At 72.8% G+C, this 15,246-nt stretch carries 16 protein-coding genes; 3 read left to right on the top strand and 13 right to left on the bottom strand.

Features of this window, described 5'->3' with window-relative positions:
• Positions 1 to 13 precede the first annotated feature (13 nt).
• Together FBZ33_RS15185 and FBZ33_RS15190 are read left to right on the top strand one after the other, a co-directional pair.
• The gene (locus tag FBZ33_RS15185; RefSeq protein WP_141909541.1) at positions 14 to 418 is read left to right on the top strand and encodes an MmcQ/YjbR family DNA-binding protein; all 405 of its coding nucleotides are present in this window, start codon (positions 14 to 16) and stop codon (positions 416 to 418) included.
• A gap of 192 nt (positions 419 to 610) precedes the next feature.
• Positions 611 to 1,285: an SGNH/GDSL hydrolase family protein gene (locus FBZ33_RS15190; RefSeq protein WP_141909542.1), complete on the top strand. Its 675-nt coding sequence runs from the start codon at positions 611 to 613 to the stop codon at positions 1,283 to 1,285.
• Between the two features lie 134 nt (positions 1,286 to 1,419).
• Here the strand turns inward: FBZ33_RS15190 and FBZ33_RS15195 are convergent, their stop codons facing one another.
• From FBZ33_RS15195 to FBZ33_RS15250, 12 genes are all read right to left on the bottom strand, one after another.
• The gene (locus tag FBZ33_RS15195) at positions 1,420 to 2,778 is read right to left on the bottom strand and encodes a hypothetical protein (protein WP_185755310.1); all 1,359 of its coding nucleotides are present in this window, start codon (positions 2,776 to 2,778) and stop codon (positions 1,420 to 1,422) included.
• A complete protein-coding gene (locus FBZ33_RS15200; protein ID WP_141909543.1) occupies positions 2,775 to 3,743 on the bottom strand; it encodes an alpha-ketoacid dehydrogenase subunit beta in 969 nt (322 codons plus the stop codon). Before FBZ33_RS15200 ends, FBZ33_RS15195 begins: the two co-directional genes overlap by 4 nt.
• A gap of 55 nt (positions 3,744 to 3,798) precedes the next feature.
• Positions 3,799 to 4,770 (bottom strand): thiamine pyrophosphate-dependent dehydrogenase E1 component subunit alpha, encoded by a 972-nt coding sequence (locus FBZ33_RS15205; RefSeq protein WP_141909544.1) that lies wholly within the window; start codon positions 4,768 to 4,770, stop codon positions 3,799 to 3,801.
• Entirely contained in the window at positions 4,767 to 5,558 is a 792-nt protein-coding gene (locus FBZ33_RS15210) for a DUF3050 domain-containing protein (protein WP_141909545.1), read from the bottom strand. Before FBZ33_RS15210 ends, FBZ33_RS15205 begins: the two co-directional genes overlap by 4 nt.
• Before the next feature lies 1 nt (position 5,559).
• Positions 5,560 to 6,489: a phytanoyl-CoA dioxygenase family protein gene (locus tag FBZ33_RS15215; RefSeq protein WP_088948343.1), complete on the bottom strand. Its 930-nt coding sequence runs from the start codon at positions 6,487 to 6,489 to the stop codon at positions 5,560 to 5,562.
• Positions 6,486 to 7,577 (bottom strand): 4-hydroxyphenylpyruvate dioxygenase, encoded by a 1,092-nt coding sequence (gene hppD, locus FBZ33_RS15220; RefSeq protein ID WP_141909546.1) that lies wholly within the window; start codon positions 7,575 to 7,577, stop codon positions 6,486 to 6,488. Before hppD ends, FBZ33_RS15215 begins: the two co-directional genes overlap by 4 nt.
• A gap of 74 nt (positions 7,578 to 7,651) precedes the next feature.
• Positions 7,652 to 8,890, bottom strand: coding sequence for a beta-ketoacyl synthase (locus tag FBZ33_RS15225; protein ID WP_088948345.1), 1,239 nt, complete (start codon positions 8,888 to 8,890; stop codon positions 7,652 to 7,654).
• A gap of 67 nt (positions 8,891 to 8,957) precedes the next feature.
• Complete coding sequence (locus FBZ33_RS15230; protein ID WP_141909547.1) at positions 8,958 to 10,574, bottom strand: class I adenylate-forming enzyme family protein; 1,617 nt, start codon at positions 10,572 to 10,574, stop codon at positions 8,958 to 8,960.
• Positions 10,571 to 11,062 carry a beta-ketoacyl synthase chain length factor gene (locus FBZ33_RS15235; RefSeq protein WP_141912694.1) on the bottom strand — a complete coding sequence of 164 codons (492 nt, stop codon included), beginning with the start codon at positions 11,060 to 11,062 and terminating at the stop codon, positions 10,571 to 10,573. The genes FBZ33_RS15230 and FBZ33_RS15235 overlap by 4 nt, the downstream gene beginning before the upstream one ends.
• Positions 11,063 to 11,142: 80 nt before the next feature.
• On the bottom strand, positions 11,143 to 12,252 hold the full coding sequence (locus FBZ33_RS15240) for a beta-ketoacyl synthase (protein ID WP_141909548.1): 1,110 nt from the start codon (positions 12,250 to 12,252) through the stop codon (positions 11,143 to 11,145).
• Positions 12,245 to 12,490: an acyl carrier protein gene (locus tag FBZ33_RS15245; RefSeq protein WP_141909549.1), complete on the bottom strand. Its 246-nt coding sequence runs from the start codon at positions 12,488 to 12,490 to the stop codon at positions 12,245 to 12,247. The genes FBZ33_RS15240 and FBZ33_RS15245 overlap by 8 nt, the downstream gene beginning before the upstream one ends.
• The gene (locus tag FBZ33_RS15250; protein ID WP_088948350.1) at positions 12,490 to 12,756 is read right to left on the bottom strand and encodes an acyl carrier protein; all 267 of its coding nucleotides are present in this window, start codon (positions 12,754 to 12,756) and stop codon (positions 12,490 to 12,492) included. The genes FBZ33_RS15245 and FBZ33_RS15250 overlap by 1 nt, the downstream gene beginning before the upstream one ends.
• Before the next feature lie 15 nt (positions 12,757 to 12,771).
• On the opposite strand from FBZ33_RS15250, the gene FBZ33_RS15255 reads away from it, so the two are divergent.
• Positions 12,772 to 13,527, top strand: a complete 756-nt coding sequence (locus tag FBZ33_RS15255; RefSeq protein WP_141909550.1) for a 4'-phosphopantetheinyl transferase superfamily protein — start codon at positions 12,772 to 12,774, stop codon at positions 13,525 to 13,527.
• On the opposite strand, the gene FBZ33_RS15260 is transcribed toward FBZ33_RS15255, so the two are convergent.
• Positions 13,422 to 14,771: a class I adenylate-forming enzyme family protein gene (locus FBZ33_RS15260; protein ID WP_141909551.1), complete on the bottom strand. Its 1,350-nt coding sequence runs from the start codon at positions 14,769 to 14,771 to the stop codon at positions 13,422 to 13,424. The genes FBZ33_RS15255 and FBZ33_RS15260 overlap by 106 nt on opposite strands.
• Between the last annotated feature and the right edge of the window lie 475 nt (positions 14,772 to 15,246).

A 15,246-nucleotide genomic window follows, 5' to 3' on the forward strand; every position in this document is an offset into this window, starting at 1 on the left:
GTACCGTGTGGACATGCCGAGCTGGGAGGACGTCCGCCGGATCGCGCTCGCTCTGCCGGAGACCACCGAGCGTCCGTCGTACGACGGGTTGCCGGCCTGGCGGGTCCGGGACAAGCCGTTCGTCTGGGAGCGACCGCTGCGCCGCGCGGACCTCGACGCCCTCGGTGACGCCGCGCCCGACGGCCCGCTGCTCGGCGTACGGGTGGCCGACCTCGGCGTCAAGGAAGCCCTGCTCGCCGACGACCCGTCGGTCTACCTCACCACCCCGCACTTCGACGGGTACCCGGCGGTGCTGGTCCGGCTCGACCGGATCAACCTGTCCGAGCTGACCGAGGTGGTCACCGAGGCGTGGTATTCCCGCGCCCCGAAACGCCTCGCCGCCGCCCACCGCGCCGATCAGGAGCCCACGAACGCCTAGACCGCGTCAGCGGGTGGCCGGGGCAGCGTGTTCGCTGCGGCAGCGGGGGCAGCGCAGGCGCGCTCCGGCGGCCGCCGCACCGGCGACGCCAACCCGACAGCGCCGCGAGGTGCTCGACGGGCGTTGGGTTGATGGCACGGAGGGCGTCGGGCGGGCCTGGCCGGGCGGGCGGTGGTCGGCTAGCGTGCCGGAATGGCATCGACGCTGGCCGAATCGACTGATCCGTACTGCCTGCGATCCGGGGAGGCCGCCGAGCTGCTGCGCGGGCACCCGTGGCGGCGATTCGTCGCACTGGGCGACAGCGTGATCGAGGGCAGCTGCGAGCCGACGCCCGGCTACTCGGACGTGCAGTGGGCCGACCGGATCGCCAGCGAACTGGACGCCGCCCGCCCGGGTCTGGCGTACCTGAATCTCGGCCGCAGTGGGCTGCGCGCGCACCAGGTGCGAGCCGAGCAGCTCGCGCCGGCGCTGGCCTTCGCACCCGACCTGGCGCTGGTGGTCTGCGGCGGAAACGACGCCTTCCGCCCGGCGTACGACGCGGACGCGGTCGACGCGGAGCTGACTGCGATGATCATTGCGCTGCGGGACGTCGGCGCGCACGTGGTCACGGTGGGGATGTTCGACGTCTCGTACAGCCCGGCGGTCCCGGAGGCCCTGCGCCCCGGCCTGCGGGAGCGGATGCGCCTCCTGTCCGCGCGCACCGCGAGGCTCGCCGAGCGCCTGGGCACCGTCCACGTGCACCTGACCGATCACCCGCTGACGGCCGACCCGACCCTCTACAGCACCGACGGCAGGCACGGCAGCGCCCGCAGCGACGCCATAGCAACGGCCGAAACCCTCCGCGCCCTCTCCCCCCACCGCCCCTGACCGACCCTGCGGCCCCCGGTCCCACCCTGCGCCCCGGTCCCCACCCGGTGATCAAGAGGTTTGCGTCATCGGACCTGGCGTGTCGTGACCGAAACCTCTTGATCACCGGGGCGATCGCGCGGTGGGCGTGGGGGTCAGTCCTTTAGGAGGACTCCGGTCATCAGGACGCCGTGGGCCAGGTTGAGGACTCCGTCGCAGCCGGGGTAGCCGACCCTCGCCAGGCCGCCGGAGGCGTGCCGGCCGAACAGGTACGGAGCGAGGGAGTACGGCACCTCCGCCGTCACCGTCTCGCCCGTCTCGATCTGCACGAAGTCCATCGACACCCGGTCGGTCGGCAGGTACTCCTGAAGGATCGCGCCACCCTGGTCGACAGCGGCCCGTACCCCGTCGGCCCAGTCCGTCGGGCTCAACTCCGGGCCGAGCAGCACGCCGTGCCCTGCGGAACCGTCAGCCGGTTTGGCCACCAGCTTCGCCTGGCCGGCGATCGCCCGGTCGAGCACCGCGGCAGTCAGCGGCACCGTGTACGGCACGTGCCGGCGGATCAGCGTCTGATCGTCGGCGGGCAGACCATCCACGTCCTCCCACAGCCACGCGAAGGTGATCTTGTTGCCGAGCAGCCAGGCCGCCGCCGAGACGAACATCGGCAGCGTGCCCGCCGCGAGGGCACCGGCCACCGCGTCCAGGCCGGCGGTCGGGGTGACCCGGTTGGGCACGAACAGCCGGAACAGCGCGTCGACCGGCGCGCCGTCGACCACCAGGCGACTGTCGGCGTCCAGGGTGGCGGTGGAGACCGGGGCGATGACCAGGTCGATGCCGAAGTCCCGGGCCCGTACGGCCAGTGGGTCGAGGATCCGGATGAACGTCTGCGGGTCGTCCAGACCGGGATAGTCGGAGTCGAAGTCCATCAGCAGCGCCACCCGGGCGCCGTCGGGCAACCGCAGCTCGTCGCGGATCGCCACGAACCGTTGGTCGAGCAGTGACGGTGCCGCCCGCGCGGGCAGGTCGTCCAGGATGCCCTGCTCCTGGTAGAGCCGCGCGAAGCGCTGGATCACGGTGTCGGCGTCGAAGCCGCCACCGAGGCTGCTGTCGATGTTGTACTCGACGAACTTCGGCACCCCCGCCGAGAAGATCACGTCCGGCCGGTACGCGGCCAGCAGCGCCTCGCTCAGCGGCTCCGACTCGTCCAGCAGGCGGGTCTCCCCCGCCGGTACGTCGAGCAGCCGGCGCAGCTCACCGGCGGTGCCCGCCCGACGACGGCAGGCGTCGAGGATCAGCTGGGCGAGCCGGTCGCAGACCTCGTTCAGCTGCCGCCAGGCGTCGGCGGTCAGGACCGGGGGGCGGGCCAGTCGCCACTGTTTGTTGTAGGTGGCCCGGCCGTGGAAGACCTGCTCCCAGGCCGCCGCTCCACTGGTCACCATGGCTCGTCGGGCCGGCTCCGGCAGGTCGGTCCAGGCTCGGTCGGCCGCCGGCCACGCGTAGTTGGGGTCGATCATGATCCGTCCTTCATGGTCAGGTGGATGGCGGTGGCGAGCTGGTCCCGGGACGGTTGCACGGCCCGGTCCAACGCCGGCGCGAACGGCAGCACCGCCCCGTCCGGGCGGGTGACCCGGCGGGGAGGGGCGAGCAGTCGGACGCGCTCCACCACCGAGGCGATGATCTCGGCGGCCATGCCGCAGGAGCGGTTGGCGTCGTCGAGCACCACGAGCCGCCCGGTGCGCGCCACCGACTCGGTCAGGCCGTCGATGTCGAACGGGTACAGCGTGCGCGGGTCGAACACCTCCACCGAGACCTGGTCGGCCAGCTCCTCGGCCACCGCGAGCGCGTCGTGCACCAGGTGCCCGACCGCGACCACTGTGACGTCGTCGCCGAAGCGGTGGATCCGGCCCCGGCCCAGCGGCACCGGGGTCAGGTCCTCGACGTCCTCCCGCAGGTCCATGGCGCCAGCCGGGGCGAACACCACCACCGGGTCGTCGTGGCGGATCGCGGTGACCAGCAGCCCGTACGCGTCGGCCGGGGTGGCCGGCACGACGGTGACCACGCCGACGTGCGCGAAGAGGCTGTACGGGTGGTCGGAGTGCTGCCCGGCCCAGCCCGTGCGCGAGCCGGAGCCGGGGACCAGGTAGGTGACCGGGACGGCGCACTGCCCACCGGTCATCAGCGGGAACTTGTGGGCGTGGTTGACGATCTGCTCGAAGACCAGGAACAGCAGCGACGGGATCTGGAACTCGATCACCGGCCGCAACCCGGCCAGCGCCGCGCCGGTGGCGAAGCTGGTGAACGCCTGCTCGGACAGCGGGGTGTCGCGTACCCGCTCGGTCCCGAAGCGCTTGGCCAGGCCGGTGGTCACCATCGACGCTCCGACCTGGACGTCCTCGCCGAGCAGGAACACCGCCTCGTCGCGGGTCAGCTCGTCGGCGAGTGCCCGGGTCAGCGCCCGGCGGTACGACAGTCGGGGCACCTCAGCCACCTCCGGTGCGGACGGTCATTCAGCCACCTCCGGTGCATGCGGTCATTCAGCCACCTCCGGTGCGGGCGGTCATGCCGCTGGCGTACAGGTAGGCCAGGGCGTCGGCCGGGTCGGGTTGCGGGCTGGCCAGGGCGAAGCGCACGGCCACGTCGAGGGTTTCCTCGACCTCGGCGTCCACTGCGGCACGGTCGACGGCGGAGAGGCGCTCACCCTGGATACGCACCGGGTCGCGGGCCCGACCCCGGGTCACCTCGTCGGGCGGGCGGTAGTCGAGGCGTACCGCGTGCTCGAAGGTGTGGTGGACGTCGAAGCGGTAGGTACGGGCCTCGATCAGCTCGGGACCGCCGCCGGCGCGCATCCGGTCGACGGCGGCGGCCGCGGCGACGCGTACCGTCTCGGGGTCCTGGCCGTCGACCTGGACGGCCGGGACGCCGAAGGCGGCGGCCCGGCCGGTGATGCTGCCGGCCACCGCGCCGGCGACCGGCATGGTGGTGGCGTAGCCGTTGTTCTCGCAGACGAACAGCACCGGAACCCGCCAGAGCGCGGCCAGGTTGAACGCCTCCAGCAGCATCCCCTCGTTGACCGCCCCGTCGCCGAAGAAGCTCACCCCGACGGTGTCGCGCCCCCGACGTCGGTGGGCCCAGACCGCACCCGTGATGATCGCCCCGGAGGCCCCCACGATCGCGTTGGCGCCGAGCACGCCGAGGCTGAAGTCGGCGGCGTGCATCGAACCGCCCCGCCCGGCGTTGAGGCCGGTGACCCGACCGCACAGCTCGGCGAGCATCCGGGCCGGGTCCGCGCCCCGGGCCAGGACGTGCCCGTGTCCGCGATGGGTGCCGGCGATCACGTCGTCGGCACCCAGGGCGGCGCAGACGCCGGCGGCGATCCCCTCCTGACCGAGGTACGGGTGGATGCCGCCGACGATCTGCCCGCCGTGGACCAGCTCCACCGCCCGTTCCTCGAACCGGCGGATCAGCCGGACCGTGCGGTAGAGCCGGACCGGGTCGGCGTCGGTCACGCCGGTCCCTTGATGGCCGCGAGGATGTCGTCCCACAGTCGGGCCCGGGCGGTGAGGGCGGTGTTGACCGTGTCGGCGCACTCCTGCCACTTGGTGTCGTCGTCGCCGCACAGGTCGGCGAGCATCTGCATGGCCATCGGGGTGTGCTGTTCGCCGTCGACCTCGATGTGCCGCTCCAGGTAGTCGACGAACGTGTGCAGCCGGTTGCTGCGCTCGTTGACCGAGACGACCTGCGTGAACATGTCCGGGATGAGGTCCTCACGACCGAACGCGAAGGCCGCCGCCTGGCAGTGCACCGGGGTCGACTCGATGATCCGCCAGGTGGTGGCGGCGAACCTCGCCGACGCGGCCGGCACCCCGGCCTCGGTGAGCGCGTCGGTCACCGGCCGGCCGGCGCGCAGCAGGTCGACGAGGGCGTTCACGGCCGTGGTGTCCGCGCCGGCCTCGACCATGCCCTGCACGTACAGCTCGAAGTGGCTGATGTAGCCGCCGCCCAGCTCGTCGCTCTCCTCGACCATGACGATGTCGTTGATGAGGCGGCGGCTGCCGGTCGGGCCGGTCGGGATCCACGGCACGGTGACGCAGGTCAGCTGCCGTTGCAACGACTTCAGCAGGGACATGAAGTCCCAGACCGCGAAGACGTGGTGCTGCATGAAGGTGACCAGCGCCTTATGGGTGTCCAGGTTGGCGTAGAGCGGGTGCTTGACCACCACGTCACGGCGGTCGGTCACCGCCTTTTCCAGCCGTTCGATGCCCGGGTGGGTCCTACCCCAGTCGTAGCGTGACATGTCAGCCTCCCTGTTGGGCGCGGTGGCGCCAGATGACCGGGCAGTAGTCGGGATCCGCGTAGTCGGGCCGCCCCTCGTGGGTGCGGCGGACCAGCACGTCGTGGTTGTACGCGGCGAGCGTGCCGTCGGAGAGCGGATACTCCCGCCAGGCGTTGTCGCCGTCCTGCAGGTGCAGCGAGATCGCCTGTCGGGGGCGACCGCTGACGTTGGGGCCGCTGCCGTGGTAGGTGCGGCAGTGGTGGAAGCTCACGTGGCCCTTGGGGATCACCATGGGGATCTTGCGGATCTCCGCACCGTTGTACGCGGCGTTCTCGGCCAGCATCTCCTCCAGCTGGCTGCGGTCCCGGTCGGCGAAGTGCCGCACCACTGTGTCGTCGGCGCCGATCTCCTTCCACCGGTGCGAGCCGTCGACCATGGTGATGGTGCCCATCTCCTCCCCACAGTCGTGGAACGGGATGAACGCGGTGAGCATCTTCTCCGACGACGAGGACGCCCAGTAGTGCTTGTCGAAGTGCCAGGGCACGATGTTGCTCGGCTCGCCGGAGATCGGCGGCTTGTAGATCAGCGTGGACTGGAAGACCCGGATCTCGTCGGCCTGGGCGAGTCGGGCCGCCACCGCCCCGACCAGCGGCTTGCGCAGGATCGCGCCGAGCCCGTCGTGCTCGTGGTGGACGTAGTCGTTGTGCCGTTGCACCGGCCCCGACGACGGCTCCCAGTAGGCCAGTTTCGGGGGCCGCACCGGCAACCGCCGGTCCCGCTCACCGTCGTAGTAGCGCTGCGCGGCGGCGGCGAGGGCGTCCACCTCGTCGTCGGTGAACACCTTCTTCGACAGGTACCAGCCGTGCTCGGCGTAGTGCCGCACGTCGTCGTCGGACGGCAGCAGGGCCTGCTCCTCGGCGGTCAGCGTCGGTTCGTAGCCGGTCACGCTCACGCCCCCACCCCCTGTGGTGTGGCCGCCACCGCGGCCAACTCCCGTTCCTTGGCCTCGTAGAGCGCCTTGATGTTGCCGCTGCCGAAGCCCCGCGCGCCGCGCCGCTCGATCAGCTCCAAAAAGAGCGTGCGGCGTACGTGCATCGACTCGGCGAAGATCTGCAACAGCTGGCCGTCGTGGTCGGAGTCGACCAGCACGCCCAGCTCCCGCAGCCGGTCCAGTGGGGCGTCCACCCGACCGACCCGCGCCTCCAGGGAGTCGTAGTAGCTGCCGGGTGTGCCGGCGAAGCGCACCCCGCGCCGGCCCAACGCCTCGACCGCGGTGAGGATGTCGTCGGTGCGCAGCCCCAGGTGCTGCACTCCCCCGCCGGCGTGCTGGTCGAGGAACGCGTCGATCTGCCCCGGCCGCCGGGCCCGGTCCGGTTCCAGCAGCACCACGGTGACCCGCCCGGACGGGCTCTGCACCACCTTGGAGTTCATCCCCTGCCCATCGACCTCGATGTGTTCCTCGAAGATCTCCGCGAAGTCGAACAGCTTCTCGAAGTGCCGGACCGTCTCGTCGAGCTGACCGGGCGGCACGCAGACCGCCAGGTGGTCGATCTCGGCGAGCACCGGCGGATGACCCTCCCCACCGGACGGTGCCGGTGTGATGACGCCGGGCAGGAACTCGGCCCGGTCACCGCGGCGCTGCACCAGCCGGTGCCGCACGTCGGCGAAGCCGTCCACCTCGGCGGTCACCACCTCGGCGTCCGCACCGGTGACGGTGGTCGGTGGCGTCACCCCGGTCGCGCCGCGGCCCACCAGCTCGGCGTACGCGGACGCGACGTCGTCGACCTCGACCGCGACGACGGCGATGCCGTCACCGTGGCGCTGGACGTACCTCGCCGCCGGATGCTCGGCGCTGAGCCCCGAGGTGAGCAGCAGTCGGATGTCGCCGTGACAGAGCAGCAGCGAGCGCTGCCCTTCCAGCCCGGTCTCCGGGCCACCCTGGCCACAGATCTCGAAGCCGACGGCGGTGCTGAAGTAGAAGGCCGCCTGTCGGGCGTCCCCCACGTAGAGTTCGATGTGGTCGATACCACGGATGTCCATGTCCCCTGAAACCCCTCCCACACGCTTCCCCCCGTGTTGCCGTCCGGGCGCGCCCGCCCGGGATGCCGCGTCGATCACCTCCTCGGCTCGGCGACGCGCGCGAGCAGCAGGCTCACGTTCTGACCGCCGAACCCGAACGAGTTGGTGACCGCGTACTCCGGGTCGGCCTTGCGGGGCGCGCCACGGATGTGGTCCGCCGGGCAGGCCGGGTCCGGGTCGTCGAGGTGGTACGTCGGCGGCAGCAGCCCCCGACCGAGCGCCAGCGCGGTGACCGCCGCCTCCAGGACCCCGGAGGCGCCGAGCAGGTGCCCGGTGAGCGCCTTGGTGGAGCTGACCGGCACACCGCCGACGCCGAACACGTCGGCGAGGGCGGTGGTCTCCGCGATGTCACCGAGCTTCGTCGCGGTGCCGTGCGCGTTGACGTAGCCGACCGCCGCCGCAGGCACACCGGAGCTGCGCAGCGCGCGCCGGATGCACGCGGCCGCGCCGGCACCGTCCGGGCGGGGTGCGGTCGGGTGGTACGCGTCAGTGGTCGCGCCGTGACCGGCCACTTCGGCGTACGCGGTGACTCCGCGCGCCGCTGCGTGCTCGGCGCGTTCCAGCACCAGCAGCGCGGCGCCCTCGGCCAGCACGAACCCACTGCGGGAGGTGTCGAACGGCCGGCTCGCCCGGGCCGGGTCGTCGCCTGCTCTGGCCAGGGCGCGCGCGTTGCCGAAGGTGTCGGCGAAGGTCGGGAACAGCGGTGCCTCGCTGGCCCCGCAGAGCACCACGTCGACCTCTCCGGTGGCGATCAGCCGGACCCCGTCGGCGACCGCCTGGGCACCGGAGGCGCAGGCGGTGCCGACCGACGAGCTGTAGCCGCGGATCCCGTGCGCGATGGCGATCCGCGCCGCCGGCATGTTCGGCAGGATCCCGGTGAGCAGGTACGGGCTGACCGCCGCCCGACCTCGCGCCGCCCGGGCCAGCACCTGCGACTCCAGGGTGGCCATCCCCCCGACACCGCCGACGATCACTCCGATCCGGTCGGGGTCGACGTCGCGGCCGACCTCGATGCCGGCGTCGGCGAGCGCGTCGGCGGCGGCGAGGAGTGCGAGCACCACGATCCGGTCCAGCACCCGGGTCTCCGGCCCGGACGCGACGGTGCGCGGGTCGATGTCGGGCAGCAGGCCGGCGACGTCCAACGACTCCCGCACCGGGTGCCCCTCGGGCGGGCGGGTCAGCCCGGAACGGCCGGTGGTCACCGCCTCGAAGGTCTCCTCGACGCCCCGCCCGACCGGGGTGAACAGACCCATCCCCGTGATCAGGGCGGTCACGCCGCCACTCCGCTTCGCTCCGCGCCGGCGCGAGGCTCCACGCTGCTGAGCTGCCTGATTCGCTCGCTCATGACGCCGCCTCGGTGAGGTAGCGCTCGCGCAGGACCACCTTGCGGACCTTGCCGGTCACCGTGACCGGGATGTCCGCGGAGCGCACCGGCACGACCCGGCGCAGCGTGCCGGCGACGTCCGCGCCCAGTGCGGCACGGACCCGTTCGGTGCGGTCCTCGGCCTCGTCGGCGCCGGCGGCCAACTCCAGCAGCACGTCGGTGACCACACCGTCGGCCTCGGCGACGATCACCACAGTGCAGTCGGTGACGTCCGGGCAGGCGGCCAGGATGCGCTCCTCGGACAACGCGGTGAACAGGCGTCGCCCGTCACCGGCGTCGACCGAGTCCACCGCCCGGTCCAGGTGGTAGTAGCGCCCCTCGGCGTCGGTGCGGACCAGGTCGCCGGTGAGGTACCAGCCGCGCTGACGGAACCGGTACGTGGTGACCGAGTCGTTCCAGTAGCCACGGAACAGCGACGGCGAGTCGACGCCCAGGAAACCCACCTCGCCGGTCGGCACCGGTTCGCCGTCGGCGTCGAGCACCGCGACCTTGGTGAACTGGTACGGGCGGCCGATGCAGCGGCCGTACCGGTCGGTGTCGGCGCGGTGGGTGATGTGGAACATCGAGTGCCCCATCTCGCTGGAGCCCAGGCCGTCGATGAAGACCGAGCCCGGCACCCGCACCACCCCCTCGCGGGTGACCGTGTCCCGGGAGCCGACCGCGACCAGCCGCCGGATGTGCGGCTCGTGCGAGCAGTCGCCGGTGTTGAACCACAGCCGCACCGAGTCCAGGTCGTACCCGGACAGGTCGAAGCGGGCCAGCTCGGCCCAGGTGACCGAGAAGCCGAACACGCCGTCGGGGTGCCAACGTTGGATCGCGTCGAGCACCCGCTCACCGTCCTGTTCGGACAGCAGCAGCATCTGCGCGGAGTTGCCCAGCGCCTGGTTGACCATCAGCACCGTGGCGGTGTGCGGGGCGGGCAGAGCGTTGAGGATCCGTGTGGTGCCCTGCGCCTGGGGCATGGTGAGCAGGTGCCGGGTGGCGGCGAAGAGGCTGGCGTGCGAGTGCAGCACCGCCTTGGGCACCCCGGTCGTGCCGGAGGTGTGGGTGATCACGATCGGGTCGTCCTGGTGGTGCCGGTAGTGCGCTGGGGCGGCGGACGGGTCACCCGTACCGGCCTGCGCGGGGGTGCCGAGCAGGGGTACGCCCAGATCGTGCCCGGCCAGCAGCGCGGTGTGCGCGTCATCGGCGAGCACACCGACGCCCCGCAGCCGACGGATGTACTCGGCGGCGATCTCCGGACGGAGCTTGCCGTTCATCAGCGCCGGAATCGCCCCGAGGCGGGCCAGCGCCAGGAAACTGAGCACCATGTCGGCGGCGGCGGTGGCCCAGACGGCGACCGGGTCGCGGGGACGTACCCCGCGCTCGTGCAGCCAGGCCGCACGAGCGGCGACGCGCTCGTCGAGCCGACCCAGCGTGAGCGGCTCCTCGGCCGGGTGCCCGTCGACGGCCGTGTCGAAGGTCAACCCGGGGCCGTCCGGGTCGGCGCCGTGTGCCAGCACCCGGGCCAGGACGTTGCCCGCGCCCACCTCGGTGTCGGCGGCCAACGCGCCCCGCAGTCCTCGTGTCCTCATGGTCGTCCTTCTCCCCCCAGCAGCACCGCGACCGCCTCGGTCGACGCGTCGGGCGCCTGTTCGATCAGGATCAGCAACACCTCGTCGGCGTCGCCGTCGTACCGCAGCAGGTCCGCCTCGGCGGTGCCGTCGGCGTACGGGTCACCGGTGGGGCTCAGGCAGACCACCGGGCCGCGCAGGCCCCAGCGGGCCGCGAGGTGCCCGGCGACGCTGTTGGGCACCGACTGGAAGAAGAACAGTGGGCCGATCCGCCCGCCGGCCTCCACAGCCGCCCGTACGTGCTCCGCGCTGGTGCGATCGCCACTGGCGCTGACCAGCACGATCGCGGTCCGCCTTCCCGGGGGCACGCCGGCAACCCCGTACCCGCGCCCCAGACACCGCTCCGCCACCGCCGCCACCACCGGTGCGAACTGCGAGGACACGAACCCGGGGACGCCCGGCGCCGGCCCGTCGTCGCCCACCTCGGGCCACCGCGCCTGCGCCAACACCCTCGTCCCCCGCTCCGCCGACCCCGCGCCGACGGGTGCCGTCTCGGGTTCGTCGGGGCGGACGGTGGACGACCGCCCGGTCATGGCGCGCCGACCAGGAGGGCGGTGTTCGCGCCGCCGAACGCCGCGTTGAGGGTCAGCGCGTGCGTCGTGGTCGTCCGGCGGGGGTGGTCCGTGATGACGTCCAGGGGGCACGCCTCGTCCGGGGCCAGCCAGCCGGCGTTGACCGGCAGTTCGCCCTGCCGCAGCGCGAGCGCGGTGACCACCAGTTCGAGCAACCCGGACGCCTCCAGCGCGTGTCCGTGCACCGACTTCGTGGAGCTGACCGGGACCTGCGTGGCGTGCGCGCCGAGAGCCCGGCGCAGGGCTGCCGCCTCGGCGGCGTCGCTCTGTGGGGTGCCGGTGGCGTTGGCGTTGACATAACCGACGGCCTGCGGCGGCAGCCCGGCCCGACGCAGCGCGGCGTCGACCGCACGAGCCAGGCCGGCGCCGGTCGGGTCCGGCTGGCACGGATGGAACGCGTCCCCGGCCCGCCCCCAGCCCACCACGGCGGCCAGTGGCTCGACGCCCCGCCGCCGCCCGGCGCTTGATTCCAGCACCACCGCGGCCACGCCGTCGCCGAGCAGCAACCCGCGTCGGTGGGCGCTGAACGGGCGGACCGCCCCGTCGACCGCGAGGGCCCGACCGGCGTCGAACAACGCGAACTGGTCCGGCTCCACCAGGTAACCGGCGGCGACCACCACCCGGTCGACGTCACCCCGGGCGATCAGGGTCGCCGCGTCGGCCACCGCTGTGCTCGCCGACACGCAGGCGCTGGTGTAGACCCGGGTGTGCCCCGAGAGCCCACACGCCACGGCGAGCTGGTCGACGAGCGCACCCGGCGTGGGGCCCGCTCCCGGTGCCGGTCCGCCGTGCACGGCGAGCAGCAGAGCGCACTGCTCGCGCTGCGCACCGGCCAGGCCGGCCGCGCGGCACGCCGCCTCGATCGCGGCGGCCAACTCGTCGTCGAGCGGACCGACCTCGGGCAGGGTTGCCGCCACGGTGACCCGGCGGGCGGCGGTGTCGAAGCGGCGTACCGCGCCGAACGCCGGCACCCCGGCCAGCACGCCGGCGAGCTGCGCCTCGGCGCCCCGACCAAGGGCACTGACCGCGTGTACGCCGGTGAGCTGGGTGACGCGCGGCTCAGCCATCTGCGGGGGTGGTCAGCGACGCCCGGAACACCGCCAGGGCGTCGTCGACGGTGCGAATGCCGGCCAGATCGTCGTCGGTGAGGTCGAGCTGGCGGTCGAAGCGTTGCTCGACGAGGTGCACCAGCCAGGCCAGCTCCATCGAGCCGATCCGGTCGGGCACCTCGGCGGCCGGTTTCGTGGTGAGTTCGGCGAGCATCGTCAGCAGGTCAGCTCGCCCCAGGTCGGGCTGACCGTCCATCAGGCTTTGTCGCTCGTCGCCTCGGTGACCCGGTTGGCGACCATGGTGGTGAACTCGCCGACCGTCATCAGGGCCAACTGCTCCGACTCGTCGTCGGCGAACGTCACGCCGTACCGGTCCTCGACCCGGACGGACAGGTCGGCCAGGGCGAGCGACTCCAGGTCGACGCCGGCCGGGCCGAGCGTGGTGTCGTCGTCGAGCCCCTCGACGTCGTAGTTCATGTCGGCGAGCTGCTCGACGACGAAGGCGCGGACCTCGGCTCTCATGGATACCCTCTCTGCGTGGGTCAGCTGACGGCGTCCGGTCGGGACACCGCCTACGTATGGGTCGGTCGGGATACCGGCGGTCAGCCGGATCCGGCCGCTGAGCTGCTGTGCCAGGCGGGACGTCTGCTGCTGGACCGCCCGATGGCCGAGCTGGTGCTGACGCACGGCCCGGGTGGGCGGCCGCTCGTCCGGGCCAGCGATGACCCGGCCGGGTCGGTCGGGTTGCCGGTCAGCGTCAGCCGCACCGCCGGGCTGGTGGTGGTCGCCGCCCGCCGTGCCGGCGCGATCGGCGTGGACGTGGAGCGGGTCCGCCCACTGCCCGCGCTCGCGCTGGCCCGCCGCTGGTTCCCGCCGGCCGAGCTGACCTGGTTGGCGAATCGGCCCGAGGCTGGTCGGGCGGTGGACTTCCTGCGGCTGTGGACCGCGAAGGAGGCGGTCGGCAAGGCTCTCGGGCAGGGCCTGCGCGGCGGCGGACTGCGCCGGCAGATGCCGCCCCCAGGGCTGCCGTGGCGACCGGTGCCCGGTGCCGAGGCCCTGTGGGTCGGCCACCCGGAGTTGGGCGGTGACCTCGTCCTGGCGGTCGCGGTGCACGCCACCGGGCAGGTCGACGTCGAGGTGGTGCAGCGGACCGGTCAGGGTGCCGTCGAGGTGGTGCAGCGGCCCGGTCACGGGGTGGCCGCCGTGCGCAGCGCGTCGGTCGAGCGGACCAGCTTGCCGGTGGTGGTGCGGGGCAACTGGTCGAGCAGGTGCAGCACCCGGGGCCGCTTGTAGCCGGCCAACCGCTCGGTGAGGAGCTTGTCCAGCGTCTCCTCCGACAGCGGGCCGTCGGGTTGGACGTACGCGGTGATGCCGTCGTCCCACACGACCACCGCCGCGGTGACCCCGGGCAGCTCGGCGACTGTCGCCTCCACCTCGGTCAGGTCGACCTTCATCCCACCCACGGAGACCTGCGAGTCGAGCCGGCCGCGCACGGTGACCAGGCCGGTGGCGGGGTCGACGGTGCCGGCGTCGCGGGTGTGCAGCCAGCCGTCGGCCCAGCGGGTCGGGTCGCTCAGCCCCACGTATGGCGACGCCGGGCAGGACACCCACAGCTCGCCGTCGGTCTCGCGGACCTCGATGCCGGGCGCCGGGACGATCGACGGTCGGTGCGATCCGTGCAGGTCGGTGCCGATCACACCGGCCTCGGTCATCCCGTACATGTTGCCCAGCGGCACGCCGTACCGGTCGGTGAACGCCTGGGCGACCGCGGCCGGCACGAGCTCGCCGCCGGTGGTCATCCGCTTGAGCTGCGGCAGCGGACCGGTGGGTCGGGTGGAGGCGAGCAGTCCGATGTGGAACGGCACGCCCAGCACTGTGGCGGGCGTCGCGTCGGCGCTGATCGCGGCCAGCACGGCGTCGCCGCTGAGCCGCTCCGGCGGCACCAGTTCGACCCCGGCGTGCAGGCCGTAGAGCAGGCCGCCGACCAGGCCGAGCACGTGCACCATCGAGGGCAGCAGGATGATCCGTTCGCCGGGCAGTGCCACCCCGTCGATCCGGGTGTAGCGGTGCACCTCGGCAACCAGGTCGGCGGCAGTGCGGCCGATCACCTTGGACGGTCCGGTGGAGCCGGAGCTGAGCTGGATCACGGCGTGGCCACTGACCGCCGGGCCGTCGGCGTACGGGGAGACGCCCTCGGTGACGTCGACGAAGATCCGCAACGCTCCGCCGCCGCTGCGGACCGGCGCGACGACGACCTGCGGGGTGAGCCGGGTCAGCGCGCGGTCCACCTCGTGGTCGGTCAGTCGGTGGTCGAGCAGGATCGCCTGCGCCCCGGCGCGCCAGGTCGCCAGGAGGTTCACCACGTACGCCAGTGACGGCGGCAACCGCAGCGCGGCAGCGCCACCGGGGCGCAGTCCGGCCGCGACGAGACGGTCCTGCGCGGCGGTGACCAGCCGGTGCAGGGTGGCGCGGTCGATCGGCTCGGGCAAACGGAGACAAATGCCTGTCGGGCGGCCGGCGAACAGAACTTCGTCCACCCATCCTGGGTCGGTCGCCGTAGGATCTTCTGTCGTCACTGCCGTTCACCGCCCAGCATGAAATAGGGCAAATATGCCCATGACGTACGCTTGTCGGGGTGCTGCGGGGAACCATACGACGCCCCGCGCGGCCATTGCTAGATGCAAATGGCTGGATCAAAAGAGGCGGCCAGCCGGATTGCCGACAGCCCGTTCGACGGGCAGGATCAGGCGCGTGCCTCGGCAGATCGTCACCGTGGGATGACCCCTCGTACAACCGTCGTGCGGGCCCCATCCGGACGGCCGATGGTGCCACCGGGTGAGGTGGGCGGCGCGATGCTCGGCGAGTGGTCGGCGCCAGTCGCCCGGCGGCAGGACCGAACGCGGTGCGGTGCGGGTCGTCGGTGCCCGTACGCCGGCCACGAGCCCCCACGGTGGGCGGGGACATGACACCAGCCTGCCGTTCTTGCCGGCGACTACCGCCGCACACGCCGCC

This window comes from Micromonospora sp. A202 (genome assembly GCF_006715105.1).
Lineage (GTDB): Bacteria > Actinomycetota > Actinomycetes > Mycobacteriales > Micromonosporaceae > Micromonospora > Micromonospora zamorensis.

What these genes read in the sequence shown, in the direction of transcription:
- hppD (WP_141909546.1), bottom strand. Translation starts at nt 7,577, where the DNA reads ATGGACATCCGTGGTATCGACCACATCGAACTCTACGTGGGGGACGCC.
- FBZ33_RS15250 (WP_088948350.1), bottom strand. Translation starts at nt 12,756, where the DNA reads ATGAGAGCCGAGGTCCGCGCCTTCGTCGTCGAGCAGCTCGCCGACATG.
- FBZ33_RS15245 (WP_141909549.1), bottom strand. Translation starts at nt 12,490, where the DNA reads ATGGACGGTCAGCCCGACCTGGGGCGAGCTGACCTGCTGACGATGCTC.
- FBZ33_RS15195 (WP_185755310.1), bottom strand. Translation starts at nt 2,778, where the DNA reads ATGATCGACCCCAACTACGCGTGGCCGGCGGCCGACCGAGCCTGGACC.
- FBZ33_RS15240 (WP_141909548.1), bottom strand. Translation starts at nt 12,252, where the DNA reads ATGGCTGAGCCGCGCGTCACCCAGCTCACCGGCGTACACGCGGTCAGT.
- FBZ33_RS15185 (WP_141909541.1), top strand. Translation starts at nt 14, where the DNA reads ATGCCGAGCTGGGAGGACGTCCGCCGGATCGCGCTCGCTCTGCCGGAG.
- FBZ33_RS15210 (WP_141909545.1), bottom strand. Translation starts at nt 5,558, where the DNA reads ATGTCACGCTACGACTGGGGTAGGACCCACCCGGGCATCGAACGGCTG.
- FBZ33_RS15230 (WP_141909547.1), bottom strand. Translation starts at nt 10,574, where the DNA reads ATGAGGACACGAGGACTGCGGGGCGCGTTGGCCGCCGACACCGAGGTG.
- FBZ33_RS15190 (WP_141909542.1), top strand. Translation starts at nt 611, where the DNA reads ATGGCATCGACGCTGGCCGAATCGACTGATCCGTACTGCCTGCGATCC.